Here is a 15,535-nt window from a genome sequence, read left to right on the forward strand (position 1 = left end):
ATAGCTTATACCGGATTGCGGCGATGATGCCGATATGTCTTCCACGCGGATCGGCGCCATCGGCGCCGGGAATCTCGGACGCGTTCACGCAAAGACGCTACAGTCGATCGGGGGAACCGATCGCGGCAGTCGCGGATATCGATCCGGACGCGCGAGACGCGTTCGCCGAGACGTTCGACGTCCCCAACACCTACGAGAACTTCCGAGCGATGCTCGAGAGTGCGGCGCTCGTCCTTGTCGTCGTTGCGGTGCCGAACGCGCTGCACGCCGACTGCGCCGTCGCCGCGCTCGAGGCGGACGTTGACGTCTTCGTCGAGAAGCCCCTCGCGCACACGCTCGAGGCCGCGCACCGAGTCGCCGACGCCGAGGTCGTCCGCCGGCGGGGGATCCCTCGCTCGGAAGCTAGTTCACCCAGAAGAACGCCGCGGGCGGCGGCGCGCTCATCGACGTCGGGGTGCATGTCCTCCACCTCGTTCTCCGGATTTTGGACTTCCCCGAGATCGCGTCTGTCTCGGCGTCGACCGGCGGCCACTTCGGGATTGACGAGGACTATACCTACCTCTCGATGTGGGGCGGCGGCCCGGTCAACGGCGGCGCGTTCGACGTCGACGACTACGCGCGGGCGTTCGTCCGGATCGCGGACGGCGCGACGATCCACGTCCACTTCGCGTGGGCGGCGAACGGCACCGCGACCGACGGGATCCGCGTCTACGGCGCTGACACGGGCGTTACGATTGACGCGACCGACGGCTTGCCGAAGGCGACGACGTACTCGGCGAGCGGCCGGGCGCTCACCGACATCGAGTTGTACCTGCCGGAGCGCGAACGGTTCGTCGAGCAGTGGTCGTACGCCGTCGATGTCGCCCGCGGCGAACGCGAATCAACCCGAAACACGCTCGAGGAGGGACTCACCGTTCAGGAACTCGTCAATGCGATCTACGAGAGCGCCGAACGAGGGCGGGAGGTCGTCCCGTCCGAATTGTCGTAGCGGTGTAACGGAGTCTACTCGCCGTCGACCGTCCCGCCGGGTCCGACGCCGGTGACGCGCTCGAGGCCGCAGTAAGTCCTCGCGGTGAACGCTGCCTCGACGGTTTCGCCGGCCCCGATCACCTTCATGGTCCCGTTCTCCCGTTGTGCGTCCGGATAGCTGCCGCTGGGGTAGGCGGTCGTCGGTTCGAGACCGATGTTGTAGTTGCGGTTAAACCACGGCGACTCGTGGTAGCCACCGAACGGCTGCCAGTACCAGAGGCACTCGAACGGCTCGAGCGGGAAGGTCAACGCGAACCCGAGGTCGAGGTCGGGGTTGGTGAGCGCGTACCAGCCCTCGGCCATGTCGACGGCGTACGACTGGTCGTGGACCGTCGCGTCCCGCGGCGGAATCTCGCGCAGATCGACGGCGTCGCCGTCCCGACCCGGCGCGTTCGGCCACTCGAACCGCGTCTCCTCCTCGAGGCGGGCGTTCGGGAACGCGTCGCCGTACGGCGGCGTGATCCCCGTCGCCTCGGGGAGGTCGAGCCGAGCGGCGGGGGAGAGCAGCGGTTCGCCCAGGGTAACGTGTTGCTGCCAGACGTATTCGAGGGGGACCTCACCGACGTTCGTGACCGATTCGCTGATCTCGAGACGGGGGCCGTCGGCCGGGAGCGTCAGGTCGCGCTCGACGGCGAACGGGTAGCGCACGAGTTCGACGGTCAGTCGGAGCGTCACGGCCTCGTCGTCGTCGCGGACGACCGCCGCATCCCACGGAAGCAGGGCGCTCTCGCCGTGGAGACCGTAGGCGCTGCCGTCGATTTCCATGCCGTCGCCCGCGACGGGGAGGTTGACCTGCCAGCCGCCGGGGTAGTGTTCGTTCCAGGTCGCCCTCGAGGCGGTCGGGACGTACCGCTCGCGTGGCGGCGTCCAGTTGTGGGGCGTCCGCCAGAGGACGTCGACGTCCGTTCGCTTATCGCGAAACTCGAGGATGTCCCCACCCTTTCCCGGCAGGACCATCACGCGGAGGTGCTCGTTCTCGAGGAATGCGGCCTCGAGTCCCCGATACTTGAAGTCGGTCGAAATTCGGGGGCCGGTGGCGCCGCGGAGGTCGGTCACGCGCACCTCCGTCGGGTGTCGACGCGGCGGGTCACACGTCCCTCTGCCGGGCGCCGGCGCGCTCGGCCACCGCGACCGATTTCGAGAGGATGCGCTCCTCGGTCGAGGGCGCGTATGTCCCCTCCTCGAAAGACTGCCACGACTCGTAGCCGCCTTCCGCGAGGATCCGAACCGTCGGCAGGTAGCCGGTGTTGTTCGCGTACGCCGCCACCCAGAGGGGCGACGCCAGCGTCTCCTTCAGTCGCAGGGCGAACTCCGCGACGACTTCGCCCGACAGCGAGAGGATCGTGAGGTCGGTGCCGAACCCAATCGCCTGGATTGGATACGGGCGGTGGTCGGTGACCTGCCGCCCCTCTCGAGGCGTCCCATCCTTCATCGGCGTCTCGATCTCGAGAGGGATTTCGTCTGCGACCAGTTTCAGGGGGCCGCGAACCGGCCGTGGTTCCGTAACGAGCGCGCGTTCGACCGCCGTCACCGCCGTCTGCGCATGGCGGTGGACGAGGTCGCGGGTTCCCTGCGGGTACGCCTTCTGATCGCCGGCGCAGCCGATGACGAACACGGCCGTTGCGTCCTCGAATGTCTCCTCTAACTCCGCCATCGCGTACCCCGGCCAGTCGCCGTTGACTTCGTTACAGTGGGCCATCCCGACCGTCGGGTGGCAGGCGTAGCCGAACAGGACGGCCTTCGTCGCACCGTCCGCCGTCTCGGCGGTCAACACCGGCAGGTCGTGGTCGACTGGCCCGTCCGGGTGCGGATCGAAGCCGATGCCGTCCTCGGTCGGCCGCCGTCGGTTCATCGCGATGGCGCACGACGCGGAATACTGCGACAGCGATGCGGGCTCGAGGTCGTCGAGCGCGTCGCCGATGACCTCGAGCAGCACACCGTCGACGTACTCGCGGTAGGCGGCGACAAGGTCTTCGTCGCGGTCGATCCCCTTGTCGAGCCCCTTGGCGTGGACGTCGTAGTCCGGGCCGTAGTGGGTGTGACTCGGCGTGATGAACAGCGCCTCGGGTTCGAGCTCCCACCGCTTCGCACACTCCTCTTCGAGGTGGGCGCGCTGGGTCTCGAACACGAACAGCAGTTCGAACGAGAGGACGACGAGTTGTCGGCCCGTGCGGTCCTCGAGCGCGACGGCGCGTGCGTAGATGTCGTGCTCGACGCCCTCCATCGTCCCCTCGCGGGCGCCGAATCCGATGAGTCGATGGGACTCGTCGGGATCCGGAGTGATCGGTGCCTTCGCCGTGCCTACCCGCCACTCGGCGGTCACGTCTCCCTCGGTCTCGCGGCCGTGTTGCCAGTCTCGATTGGATCCCATGAGTGTGTTTCTGTAGCTACTCGCGGTACTACCTATAGGTTTTGCGCCGGGCCGATGTCGATCCCGATCTACTCGCTCGACTCCTCGTCACCGGTTCGCTCCCGCAGCGTCGCGCCGACGGGGTCGCCCTCGAGTCGCTGCTCGACCTTGCCGGCCTCGAGCGCGTCCCGGACGACGGTGAGACACTCGTGGTAGACGTCCAGCACGATCTCGACGTCCTCGTCGGTGTGGCTGTAGGTGGGAATGTGGGCGCCGGTGTAGAGCACACCCCGTCTGTGGGCCTCCTGCATGAACAGGCTCCGCAGGAGTTGCCCCGCGGAGTCGTCCCCCGTCGACGACCCGATCCGCACGTCGTCGCTGAAGTCGATCGCGAACCGCGGCGGGAAACCGTTCGCTCGGGTTACGTCCCCCAGCTCGAGTTCGGCGGCGAGTTCGTTGTAGCCGTTCATGAGCGTCTCCCCCTGCCGGAAGATGTGTCCGTGGACGTCCTCCTCGCGCTGGACGGTGATCGTCGCCTTGGCGGCCGCGAGCGAGACCGCGTCGCCGGCGTAGGTCATCGAGTAGAAGAAATCGTCGTCGTCGATGGTCTCCATCACCTCCCGCGTGCCGGCCAGCGCTGATATCGGGAACCCGTTGGCCATCGCCTTCGCAAAACACGCCAGGTCGGGCGTGACGCCGAAGTACTCCTGGGCGCCACCGATCGCGAACCGGAACCCGGTCAGCACCTCGTCGAACACCAGCACCGCCCCCTCGCGATCGGCGAGGTCGCGGAGGTCCTCGAGGAAACCGTCTTCGGACTCCTCTAGGTTCACTGGTGTCGTCACGATCGCGGCGACGTCGTCGGGGTGGTCCTCGAAGATCCGCTCGACGCTCTCGAGGTCGTTGTACGCGAACGACTCGGTGTAGTCGCCGACGACGTCGGGGATGCCGCGGTTGAGGTCCTCGTTCGCCCCCATCCAGACGTCGGGCCAGCCGTGGTAGCCCTGAGTCGCAATCACGTTGCGGCCGGTGTGCGCCCGGGCGACCTTCGCGGCGAGCGCCGTCACGTCGTTGCCACTCTTCGCGAACTTCACCATCTCGGCGCAGGGGACGACCTCGGTGAACAGCTCCGCGACCTCCACATGCAACGGGTGCTCCATCGTGTACATCGTGCCGTCCTCGAGTTGCCTCGAGACGGCCTCGGTCACGGCAGGATAGTTGTGTCCGAGCAGTACCGGCCCGAGCGCGGCGTTGCAGTCGACGTACTCGTTGCCGTCCGGATCCCATAGCCGGCTTCCCTGTGCGCGTTCGATGTGGGTCGGCGAGACACCCTGGACGAACTGCGACGGCCGCTTGCTGTTCGTCTGGGAACACCCCGGTACAACGTTCGCTGCTCGTTCGATCAGTTCTCGCGATCGACGTGTCGATCGACTACTCGAGGCTAACGGTGAACCGCTGGACATTAGGACGCAACTCACTCTCACCGCTGATAAGTTCTTCGCTAACGTCCCTCATGGACGGATGACCGTCGGCGAACACTCGGTCTCACGATAAAGTTAAGCGATGGGCAGACCAGAGTGAGTCGCATGGAGTTGGCCACCGATTTCGGACGGGAGGTTGTGTAAATGCTGCCTCACGAAGCGCGACTGCGCGCGGGAACCGCTACGGCGGACGTCACGCCGGACGACCCCGTCGTGATGAGCGGCTACGGCGCCCGCGACGGCCGCTCGACGGGCGTCAACGATCCGCTGTTCGCGTCGGCGCTCGTCCTCGACGACGGACACACGACGGTCGGCGTCGCCTCGGTCGACGTCCTGAACGTCTCCCGGGAACTCACGCGGGCGGTGACCGACTCGCTGGCCGCCGAGGGCGTCGACCTCGAGACGGTCGTCCTCGCGGCGACCCACACCCACGCCGGACCCTACGTTCCGGCGCGAGCGCTCGACGTCAGCCCGCCGCTGCGAGCGACCGAGGACGTCTCCGAGGTCGTCGCGTCCCTCGAGCGCGGGATCGTCAACATATTTGATCGCGCGTACGAGCGCGTAGAGCCGGCACGAATCCGCGTCGGTCACGCGTCGGAGCGCGAGACGCTGGTGAACCGCCGCGCCGGCGGCGGCGTGAGCGGGAACGTTCGCATGCCGGCCGGCCCGATCGATCCACGGGTGACGGCGCTGCTCGTCGAGACCGAGTCGGGGGCTGAGACCGTCGTCTACAACGTCGCGTGCCATCCGGTGTGTACGACGGCCGAGGAGACGCTGCTGTCGGCCGACTGGCCCAGCGCCGCGCGAGCGCGGATCGAAGCCGAGCGCGACGGTGCGACGGTCCTCTTTTGCAACGGCGCGGCCGGGGACATCAATCCGGCCGGTCTGGACGAGCACCGCTCGGGGTCGGCCGTCTACGACTGCATGGACCGCGTCGGCTCGCGGATCGGCAACGCGGTGTGCCGGGCGCTCGAGGACGCTGAATCGGGCGACGCCTCGACGCTGCGCCGGGCGCCGATCTGCGTCGACGAGACCGACCTTCGACTGCCCGTCAAGCGGACGCCGGCTCTCGAGACGATCCGGGCGCGGATCGACGACCTCGACGCGCAACTCACGACCCTCGAACGGGCCGGCGACGAGGTCGGTCACGAGAACGTGTGGCGGGACCGCCAGTACGCAGAAGAGCTGCTGGCGATCGCCCGGTGGGACGCGCGATTCCTCCCGGCGAAACTCACCTTCGTTGAGATCGGTCCTATCGGCCTGCTGGGGATGCCCGGCGAGATGCATGCGCGCCACGGGCTCCGCCTCAGGGAGCGGGCGCGCGTCCCGTCGCTCCTCCCAGTGGGCTACGCCAACGGCTACGTCGGCTACGTGCCGACGCTCGACGATCTCGAGAACGGCGGTTACGAGGTTCGAACGATGAAGATCGCGCCCGACGCGATCGTCGAGTTCCGCGACTGTGCGCTCGAACTCGTCGGCGGACTCGAGCCGCACCGACCTGGAACGGTGCCGAACTCCGAACGACAAAACAGCTATAGGGATCGTGCGTGATCACCACACGTGGACCGTTCGCACACCGACTCCGCACCGGTTCGGACTGCGAGGTATCGCGTCCGTACCGCGACCGTCACGAGCAGGTCGCCGTCTGCGAGCGAACGACCGTGAGAACACGATGATATGACATCGGACGACTCGGGCGAAACGACGGATTCGGAGCCGCTCGTCACCGCGGCGGGCGTGCGAGCCGCCGCCGACCGACTCGACGACAGCCGGTCGCTCAGCCGAGGGCGACGACGCAGAGTTCGTCCACGCCTTCGACGATCCGGGGATCGTCGCGGGCCAAGGGACGATCGCGCTCGAGATCGGCAGCGGACTGATCGGCGATCACGTCGATATCGAGGGCGAAACCGCGGTGGCGGTGCTCTCCGGGGGCAACCTCGACCTGACGATGCTCGACACCCTGCTGACCTACGAACTCACCGCGCGGAGCCAGCACATCTGACTCGAGGTGCGCATCGACGACGGACCGGAAAGATGGCGGAACTTTCGGGGATCATCGCGGGTCGCGGGGACAACATCCAGACGGTCGAACACGTGCGATCGGACGACCGGCTTGACGTCGGCGAGGCGCTCCTGACGTTCCTCGACGAGACCAGCGGCGGGGCCACGCCGAGGCGGTCCGCGAGGCGATCGCTGACCACGAGTACGCCGTACAGCGAGTGAACTAGGACACTATGACAACGAATCCAACCATCGTCTTCACCGACGTCGAAACGGTAACGATCGAAGAACACCCGGTTCCCGAGCCGGACCCCGACGAAGTCGTTATTCGGACCGACCGCACGCTAGTGAGTACTGGAACGGAACTCACTATCCTCTCGGGCGACGTCCCGCCGGGGTCCGCCTGGGACGACCACATCGAGTACCCGTTCACGCCCGGCTACAACAACGTGGGAACGGTCACGGCCGTCGGCGAGTCGGTCGACGATCTCGCCGAGGGGGACCGCGTCGCCACGTACGGCTCGCACGCGAAATACGTCGTTGCGAGCGCCGAGGGATGCCGACCGATCCCGGATGGCGTGAGCGACGACGAGGCGACGTTCTTCACCATTGCCGAGATCGTGATGAACGGCATTCGCCGGAGCGACCTCGTGTGGGGCGAGACCGCGGTCGTCTACGGACTCGGCCTGCTGGGACAGCTCACAGCCCAACTTTGTCACGCCGCCGGCGCCCGACCCGTGGTTGCGGCCGACGTCGCGGACTTGAGGCTCGGCTACCTGCCCGAGCGGCCGGGACTCACGGCTGCGAACCCGATCGACGACGACGTTCCAGCGGTCGTCCGAGTGGCCGCCGGCGATCGGCTAGCCGACGTTGTCTTCGAGGTGACCGGCAACCCAGATGTGATCACCGACGAACTCGAGTCGCTCCGAGAGCAGGGCCGGTTCGTCGTCCTCAGCAGCCCGCGCGGGGAGACCGCGTTCGACTTCCATGACCACTGCAACTCGCCGAGTTACACCCTTGTCGGGGCGCACAACTCGTCGCACCCGTCGGTTGCGACGCCGGCGAACCCGTGGACGCAGCACCGACACGCCGAACTGTTCTTCAACCTCGTCGCCGAGGGTACCCTCGAGGTCGCCTCGCTCGTCAGCCACCGTGAGTCGTACGCGGCGGCTCCGGGGCTGTACGACGACCTGCTCGCCGATCGAACCGAGGCGATGGGCGTCGTCCTCGAATGGTAGCGAAAAACGCGTTTTTTCAGTACGCCACGTCTACGGGTTCGCCGCGCTCGGCGGACTCGTAGGCCGCCTCGACGACGGCGACGGCGGCGACGCCCTCGGCGCCGGTCGTCTCGGGCGCGCGGTCGGCGCGGATCGCCTCGACGAAGTCTGCCACGAGTCCAGCGTTCGGATCGCTGCCCCAGTACAGCGACTGGATCCCGTCACTCTCGTCACTGTCGTCCGTGTGGGTGAGTTTCTGCGCGAAGCAGTCGACGTCGACCGTTGCATCGGTGCCGACGAGGCTCACGGTCGCGTCGCCCCAGAAGTCCCACTCGTCGGGTCGGCTCCACGAGCCGTCGAGCGAGAACTGCGTCCCGTCCTCGAGGGTCATCGAGAGCACGTTGACGTCCTCGACCGAAATGTCGTGGAACCGCGTGCCCGTCTCGGCGTACACCTCGGCGACGCGGTCGCCGGTCAGCCAGTGGACGAGGTCGACGATGTGGACCGTATGGTCCATCACGGCCCCGCCGCCCGTGGCGTCGGGATCGACGAACCAGCCGCCGGGCAGCTGTCCTCGATTCGTGCCGCTGATCGCCCGCAGCGAACCGATCGTCCCGTCCTCGAGGGCCGCCTTCGCCCGCCTGGCCGGGAGACTGAACCGAAGCGGCATGGCGACCCCCAGGTGGACGTCCGCGTCCCGGCATGTGTCGACGATGGCTCGAGCGTCCTCGGCTGCCGGCGAGAGCGGCTTTTCGGAGAGGACGTCGACCCCGGTGGCGCTCGCTCGCTCGATCCAGTTGCGGTGGCGGACGTTCGTCGAGCAGACGACGACACCGTCGGCGCGCTCGAGCAGCGACTCGGCGTCGAGGAAGTCGGTCCCGTGCGTCTCGGCGAACTCCCGACCGCGGTCGTCGTACTCGTCCACCACGCCGACGAGTTCGGCGCCGTCGAGCGAACGGAGGACCGACGCGTAGGCGCCCGCGTGCAGGTGTGCGGCCGACAACATGCCGACGCGGACCGGATCGGCGCTCATGCGCGCACCTCCTCAACCTCGACGGGTCGCCCCTCGGCCGCAGATCGGAGCGCCGCCAGCGAGACTCGCAACGCCTCGACCGCGTCCTCGGCGGTCACGGGCGGCGAGTCACCCGTTCGTCGGCTCTCGAGGAACGCCTCGAGCTGGCGCTGGTAGCCGTCCGCGGCGAGCGGACTCTCCGCGTCCGTCCCCGCCGCCGTCCGCGTCGTGACGGCCGGTTCGTCCCCGTCGAACTCGACGAGGCCGTCGTCGCCGGCCAGTTCGAACGAGTGCTCGAGGCCGTGGTCCGGCGGGAGCCCCCACGACGCCTCGACGTAGCCGACGGCGCCGTCGGCGAATCGGACCGTCGCGTGGGCCTGCTCGCCGCGGTCCCACGTCGTCCGGCGCGCGAAGACGCGATCGATGTCGCCGACGACCCACCGGAGATAGTCGAAGTCGTGGATCGCGAGATCGAGCAGGACGCCGCCGCTGCTGTCGCGGTCGGCGTACCAGTTCTCGTGTCCCCACGCGGGAAATTCCGAGAGCCGGCGCGCTCTGGCGACGCCGGGGTCGCCGATCCCGCCGTCTCGAACGAGGTCTCGAATCCGGGCGTACTGCGGAAAGAACCGGAGGACGTGGCCGACCATGAACATCACGTCAGCTTCGGCGACGACATCCGTGATCGCGCGCGCGTCGGCGAGCGATCCGGCGATCGGTTTCTCGCAGAATACGTCGAGACCGCGTTCGACGGCCGCTTCGACCATCGGTCGGTGCGTTGGCGTCGGCGAACAGACGTCGATTGCGTCGACGTTCGCCTCGTCCATCATCGTCTCCGCCGAGCGGTAGGTCGTCGCCTCGAGGCCCGCGCGTTCGACGAACTCGTCGGCCGTGTTCGGCGAGGCGACCGCCGCGACGGTCGCGTCGTCGATTTCGGCGTAGGCGTCTACGTGCATCTGTGACATGAAGCCGCTGCCGATCAACCCAATGCGTACCATGACAGGCCCATCGGAGAGGCGGAATAAAACGTTGCCGCCGGTTCGGAGGACGGGGACCGGATGAGGTGCGTGCGATCGCGAGCGACGACTACACCAGCGGCAGGACGAGCCACCCGAGGCAGACGACGACCGGAAGCGCGCTGACGGTCATTGCCTGGCGCGTCGTGAGGTCGCTCAGGTGCGTGGCGACCAGGGTCCAGACGTAGCCGCTGCAGAGTACGAACAGCGCCGCGATGATCGTTCCGGCGATGACGACCGGGTGGCCGGCCACCGCATCGACGTAGGCCTGGTACGCCTCGTACTCGAACTGGAATGCGGAGAAGTGTGGCTCCGGCGGGGCGTCCACACTTTGTAACGCGTAAAGGCGCGTGCCGCTCGAGACGGCGCCGGCCGCGATCAGCGGGGCCAGCCCCCAGCCGACGAGCCGAAAGAGGAGTTCGATCTGAAAGTAGCCGTCGTAGACTCGAGCGCCGAAGTAGATGGCGACGGTCGCGAGCCCCCAGATGAGGAAGGGAACCGCTAGGGAGACGCCGGTCAACACCATAACCGGGCCGGACACGCGGGAGAACTCGGGACCGAGGACGGAGGAGACGCCGATGTGCTGGAGGCCGAAGATGACGCCAACGACGATGGCGATGATGCTCTGGGTCTGAATCCCCGGATACTTCGATTGACGCGCGACGAACGCGTGCGGATTGCTTACTAGTCTCGCGATCATGCCTCTACTTCCCCAATCCAACCTCCTATACGTTGTGGTTTGTATCCTGATCGCTACGCTGTGTAATATACGTCGAACGCGGTGGTCCTCGTCCGTTGCCCGCGAAAGGCGACGTCTCGAGTCGACCGGCAAAACGATTATGGGGGTCCGAATATATGATACGAGTATGCATCCCACAGTCCGTGCCGAGCGGAACTCCACTGTCGCCTCCGTGAGGGGGGTGGTCGCCGAGTACGCGATCCTGGTCTGTCCACTCCTCTTCGGCGCCCTGCTCATCGCACTCGCCCTCGCGCTCGACTTGCTCGGTAAAGGCGTCGAAGCGGGCGTGACGGGTGCGATGGGTGTCATCATCGGTGCGATCGCCGTCGTCGTCTACGCAACCCTCTGGCTGCTGGGGCGGTATGGTCACTGAGCACTGAGCCAGAATTCGAACGTGCGTCCCGAAGAATCAGTATAAACTGAAAGTTCGTCACTCGATCTGCAAATTCGGAGAACACATGTCTGATAAAAACCGAAGTTTTTAATATCGCTTATTGGCACCTGTAGACTGATACCATGCGAAAAAGTAACGCAGGGTCTGGGAGGATCCCCTCTCGACATCGAGCTTTGCTCAACCGACGACAGCTGCTAGCCCTCACCGGCGCGGGGACGGCGGGCTTGCTCGCCGGATGTACCGGCGGCAGCGACCGGGACGAAAACGAATTCGTCTCGACGTACCTCGGCACGGTGGAGGACGTCCAGTTCAATCCGCGAAACATTACGCTCGAGGCCGACTGGGGCATGATGGCGGCGCTGTACGCTGACGCCGCGGTCGAGTCACGGACGCACGGCGAGTTCTATCCGGTCGGGCTGTCCGACTACACCATCGACGGGGACCGACTGACCGCGACCGTCCACGACTCGCTCACGTGGCACAACGGGGACTCGGTCACGGCGGAAGACGTCGTTCGATCGGTTCAAGTCGGCTATATCGGCCGCGAAAACGTCGTCGACTACTTCGACGATATCGAGGACATGTACGCCGAGGACGATCACACCGCGGTTTTCGAGCTCAACGACACCTACAATCCGGTGGCGATCCAGACGTACGTCCTCAGCGAGCACCCGATACACGCTCACGAAGAAGTCTACGGCGACCTCGTCGACCGGTACCTTGACGCCTCGGAATCCGAACGCGAGGATATACAGGCCGAACTCGCCGAACTCAACCACCGCGATCCCGAGCCCTACGCCTGCGGTCCGTTCGAACTCGAGAACATCGACAACCAGGGCGCACACTTCGTCAAGTACGACGACTACCCGTGGGCGGACATCAAGGGGAACCTCGAGGACAACTGGGATCTCGACCTGTCGTCGTACCCTGACGAACTCAACTACGACGGACTGCGATTCAGATTCTTCGGCGAGCGGGCCGCGCTGCACCAGGCGGCGATGAACGGCGATATCGACGGCGGCGACGGCTTCGAGATCGAGTCCGAAGACGAACTGTCCTCGAACTACCCCGATGGCGCGGACTACAACCCGATCGTCTCTGGATGGAACGACGCGTTTGTCTTCAACTGGGTCAACGGCGAGCACGCCGACGCGTGGCGAGACGCCCGCGTTCGGAAGGCGTTCGCACACATCCTGAACTTCGAGGGGATCAGCGAGCAGTACCACGGCGAGTACGGCGTCGTCGACACGACGTTCGGCGGGATGACGCCAGTCATGGAGGAGTACGTGTCGGACGACTTCCTCGACAGCCTGACGACCTACGACGAGGACTGGGACCGCGCCGAGGAGTTGCTCGAGGACGCCGGCCTGACCAAAGAGGACGACCGGTGGTACAAACCGAATGGCGAACTCCTCGAGGCGCGGTGGGCGGCGCCCTCGACCGTGCAGTGGCAGATCGATGGGATAGAGTACGCGGCGTCGAACTTGAACCAGTTCGGCATCGAGTCCGAGGTCACGGTCGTCGAGGGGACGACGTTCTTCGGGCAGACGCTGCCGAGTCTCGACTACGAACTCACGCGCGGGTTCATCGGTTTCTCGAACGTGATGACGGGGTGGGACCTCTCGTGGACCCGGTACGACGGCGAGAACGAGGACGAGGAACCGTTCTCGTACTACCTCAGCGAACCCTACGGCGAACCGGGCGTCGAGGTACCGCCGGTCGGAGAACCGGACAGCGACGACCGGATCGAAGTCGATCCGGTCGAGTTGGTCAGCCAGCTTACGTACACGACCGACGAGGCTGAACTGATGGAGCTCTCCGAGACGCTCGCCTGGACGTTCAATCAGTCCGTTCCGAAGCTCCCCGGCTCGGCGGGGGTGTACGGCTGGTTCATGATGGGCGATCGGTGGGACTACCCGAACGACTACGGCAACGACCCCACGGCGGGCTTCATGCCCTTCACCTACTCGCTGCCACAAATCGGCGCGCTCTCCCGGAAGGAGTAGTTGACGTTCCTTCGCTCGGTCCGATCGCGGCGCGACAGCGACGTGTGACTCGAGCCGATCGACTCGTGTCGACGGACGGTTGCTTTTGCTGGATGATCCTACACGGACCCGTGAAATAGCGTTCGACATTCGCTCTATGAAGGGGAAGATATAAGTAATCGAACGAGAATTCGAGTTGTATGACGCGCTATGGGACAAGTGAACACACGTCTACCAGCGAGCACGTTGCTCCGAGACCGATTCGACGAGTCCGTGTGGTTGCCAACGCCTGAACATGGTCGCAATTGAGTACTTCGTGAAACGAACGGGGATGGCCGTCGCGACGTTCGTCGCCGTCATCACCCTCTCCTTCGGCCTCGTTCGGCTCATGCCGGGCGGCCCGATGGACTACATCCGACAGATGAACGAGGGGGCCGGCCAGAGTCCGGACGAGGTCGCCCGGCAGGTGGAACTCTACGCGGCGATGAACCCTGACGAACCGCTCTGGCAGCAGTACCTCTCGTACCTTGGGAACGTCCTGCGGGGCGATCTGGGACGATCGACCTGGTACCACGAACCGGTCGCCGAGATCCTCGGCAACGCGATGCCGTGGACGATCTTCGTCTCGATCATCTCGATGATCCTCATCTACCTGATCGGGATCAGCATCGGCGCGTTCATGGCGTACGTCGAGGGGACGCGATTCGACGTCTCCTGGTCGGGCGCGTCGATTCTGCTCACGTCGATCCCGTTCTACGTGGTCGGTCTTGTCCTCGTTTCAGTCCTGGGATACAACCTCGACCTGTTTCCGACGGGCGGCCACTATGGCTCGGGGATCGACGAGGGGTTTAACCTCGCGTTCATCGCGAGCGTCATTCACCACGGCGCGCTCCCGATCCTCTCGCTGGTGCTCGCGGGCTTCGGTGCCGTTGCCCTCCAGATGCGCGGCAACGCGATTCAGGTCCTCGGTGAGGACTACCTTCGCGTCGCGCGACTCCGGGCGCTGTCCCAGCGCCGGATCGCGCTGCGGTACGTCGCGCGGAACGCGATCTTGCCCATGTACACCTCGATGATGATTTCGATCGGCTCCCTGTTCGGGAGTTCGATCATCTTGGAGCAGATCTTCCAGTACCCCGGCGTCGGCTACTTCATGTTTCGAGCGATAAGCGCCCGCGATTACCCCTTGATGATGGGGACGTTCCTCTTCATCACCGCCGGCGTGATCGTTGGCGTCTACCTCGCGGACCTGACCTACGGCTACATCGATCCGAGAGCGGAGAGTGGTGACAGTGAAGCGTTCTGAGTCGAACACGGCGACCGACGGCGGCAGCATCGCTCGCGAACCAGCCCAGTCACCGTTCGAAACGGTGTCCGAAATCGAGATCACGCGCTCGGAGCGCTATCGAGCGCTCGTCAACGAGTACGTGATCACGCCGGCGCACATCCTCTGGGACGACTGGCGGGCCAGGGTCGGCTTCCTGATCACGCTGTCGTTCCTGCTGATCGGGACCGTCGGCGTCCTCCTCGTCGAGGAGACCTACGCGGGACACGGCGACACGCTCGTCGCGCCGTTCCAGACGATGGCTCATCCGCTCGGCACGGACGGACTCGGCCGGGACATCCTCAGCCAACTTGTCCACGCGACCCCGGCGATGCTCGAGATGATGGCCGCCGGCGCCATCTTCTCGACGGTGATGGCGGTCTTCTGGGGCGTCACCGCCGGCTACAAGGGTGGTTCGGTCGACCAGACGATGATGGCCGTCACAGACGTGCTGATGACGATTCCGGGACTGCCGCTCGTCGTCGTGCTCGCGGCCGTCATCGACCCCTCGAGCGCGTGGATGATCGGCGTTGTCCTCGTCGTCAACGCGTGGGCCGGCTTCGCCCGCGCGCTTCGATCCGAGGTGATGAAGCTCCGCCAGGAGTCCTACGTCGAGGCCTCGCGGACGATGGGCATCTCGCTGCCGGCGATCGTGACGAAGGACATTCTGCCGAACGTCATGCCGCTAGTCGTCGTCAACTTTGTGACGACCGCGCGAAACGTCATCATGATGTCCGTCGGGCTCTACTTCCTCGGCTTGCTGCCCAACACGGGCTTCAACTGGGGCGTGATGATGAACGCCGCGTACGGACAGGGCGGCGTCTACCTCTCGTCGCTGTTCCACTGGTTCTACGCACCGATGGTCGTCATCGTCACCCTGTCGCTGGGACTGTTGTTGCTCGGCCAGGGGCTCGACCGTATCTTCAACCCACGAATCCGCGCTCGACACATGAACACCGACGACGAACCGACGTCCGAACCACAGCATTAGAT

General features: G+C 65.8%; 13 protein-coding genes and 2 pseudogenes. 9 read left to right on the forward strand and 6 right to left on the reverse strand.

Going from position 1 to position 15,535, the window contains the following annotated elements; genetic code table 11:
* Positions 1-26: 26 nt before the first annotated feature.
* A pseudogene (locus DWB23_RS24075) lies at positions 27-356 on the forward strand (Gfo/Idh/MocA family oxidoreductase); the annotation flags it as partial.
* 68 nt (positions 357-424) lie between these two features.
* A pseudogene (locus DWB23_RS23625) lies at positions 425-988 on the forward strand (Gfo/Idh/MocA family protein); the annotation flags it as partial.
* 14 nt (positions 989-1,002) lie between these two features.
* Here DWB23_RS23625 and DWB23_RS21545 read toward each other — a convergent pair.
* From DWB23_RS21545 to DWB23_RS21555, 3 genes are all read right to left on the reverse strand, one after another.
* Positions 1,003-2,085, reverse strand: coding sequence for an aldose 1-epimerase (locus DWB23_RS21545; RefSeq protein WP_238717545.1), 1,083 nt, complete (start codon positions 2,083-2,085; stop codon positions 1,003-1,005).
* Positions 2,086-2,116: 31 nt separating this feature from the next.
* The gene (locus DWB23_RS21550; RefSeq protein ID WP_121744842.1) at positions 2,117-3,400 is read right to left on the reverse strand and encodes a neutral/alkaline non-lysosomal ceramidase N-terminal domain-containing protein; all 1,284 of its coding nucleotides are present in this window, start codon (positions 3,398-3,400) and stop codon (positions 2,117-2,119) included.
* 68 nt (positions 3,401-3,468) lie between these two features.
* Positions 3,469-4,842 (reverse strand): aminotransferase class III-fold pyridoxal phosphate-dependent enzyme, encoded by a 1,374-nt coding sequence (locus tag DWB23_RS21555; RefSeq protein ID WP_121744843.1) that lies wholly within the window; start codon positions 4,840-4,842, stop codon positions 3,469-3,471.
* A gap of 162 nt (positions 4,843-5,004) precedes the next feature.
* Here DWB23_RS21555 and DWB23_RS21560 point away from each other — a divergent pair, with 162 nt between their 5' ends.
* From DWB23_RS21560 to DWB23_RS21570, 3 genes are all read left to right on the forward strand, one after another.
* Positions 5,005-6,411, forward strand: a complete 1,407-nt coding sequence (locus DWB23_RS21560) for a neutral/alkaline non-lysosomal ceramidase N-terminal domain-containing protein (RefSeq protein ID WP_121744844.1) — start codon at positions 5,005-5,007, stop codon at positions 6,409-6,411.
* 483 nt (positions 6,412-6,894) lie between these two features.
* Positions 6,895-7,083 carry an ACT domain-containing protein gene (locus DWB23_RS21565; RefSeq protein WP_121744845.1) on the forward strand — a complete coding sequence of 63 codons (189 nt, stop codon included), beginning with the start codon at positions 6,895-6,897 and terminating at the stop codon, positions 7,081-7,083.
* Between the two features lie 11 nt (positions 7,084-7,094).
* A complete protein-coding gene (locus tag DWB23_RS21570) occupies positions 7,095-8,099 on the forward strand; it encodes a zinc-dependent alcohol dehydrogenase (protein WP_121744846.1) in 1,005 nt (334 codons plus the stop codon).
* A gap of 16 nt (positions 8,100-8,115) precedes the next feature.
* Here DWB23_RS21570 and DWB23_RS21575 read toward each other — a convergent pair whose 3' ends face one another.
* The 3 genes from DWB23_RS21575 to DWB23_RS23270 all read right to left on the reverse strand — a co-directional run bounded on the left by DWB23_RS21575 (position 8,116) and on the right by DWB23_RS23270 (position 10,803).
* On the reverse strand, positions 8,116-9,111 hold the full coding sequence (locus DWB23_RS21575; RefSeq protein WP_121744847.1) for a Gfo/Idh/MocA family protein: 996 nt from the start codon (positions 9,109-9,111) through the stop codon (positions 8,116-8,118).
* Complete coding sequence (locus tag DWB23_RS21580) at positions 9,108-10,085, reverse strand: Gfo/Idh/MocA family protein (protein WP_121744848.1); 978 nt, start codon at positions 10,083-10,085, stop codon at positions 9,108-9,110. The genes DWB23_RS21575 and DWB23_RS21580 overlap by 4 nt, the downstream gene beginning before the upstream one ends.
* A gap of 88 nt (positions 10,086-10,173) precedes the next feature.
* Complete coding sequence (locus DWB23_RS23270; protein ID WP_162989909.1) at positions 10,174-10,803, reverse strand: YIP1 family protein; 630 nt, start codon at positions 10,801-10,803, stop codon at positions 10,174-10,176.
* A 166-nt stretch (positions 10,804-10,969) separates the two neighbouring features.
* Between DWB23_RS23270 and DWB23_RS23275 the strand changes: the two genes are divergently transcribed.
* The 4 genes from DWB23_RS23275 to DWB23_RS21600 all read left to right on the forward strand — a co-directional run bounded on the left by DWB23_RS23275 (position 10,970) and on the right by DWB23_RS21600 (position 15,533).
* Positions 10,970-11,215, forward strand: coding sequence for a hypothetical protein (locus DWB23_RS23275; protein WP_162989910.1), 246 nt, complete (start codon positions 10,970-10,972; stop codon positions 11,213-11,215).
* A 194-nt stretch (positions 11,216-11,409) separates the two neighbouring features.
* On the forward strand, positions 11,410-13,242 hold the full coding sequence (locus DWB23_RS21590; protein WP_162989911.1) for an ABC transporter substrate-binding protein: 1,833 nt from the start codon (positions 11,410-11,412) through the stop codon (positions 13,240-13,242).
* A 283-nt stretch (positions 13,243-13,525) separates the two neighbouring features.
* Positions 13,526-14,524: an ABC transporter permease gene (locus DWB23_RS21595; RefSeq protein WP_394341767.1), complete on the forward strand. Its 999-nt coding sequence runs from the start codon at positions 13,526-13,528 to the stop codon at positions 14,522-14,524.
* A complete protein-coding gene (locus tag DWB23_RS21600) occupies positions 14,511-15,533 on the forward strand; it encodes an ABC transporter permease (protein ID WP_121744852.1) in 1,023 nt (340 codons plus the stop codon). The genes DWB23_RS21595 and DWB23_RS21600 overlap by 14 nt, the downstream gene beginning before the upstream one ends.
* Positions 15,534-15,535: the final 2 nt, after the last annotated feature.

Source organism: Natronorubrum halophilum, assembly GCF_003670115.1.
Taxonomy (GTDB): Archaea; Halobacteriota; Halobacteria; order Halobacteriales; family Natrialbaceae; genus Natronorubrum; species Natronorubrum halophilum.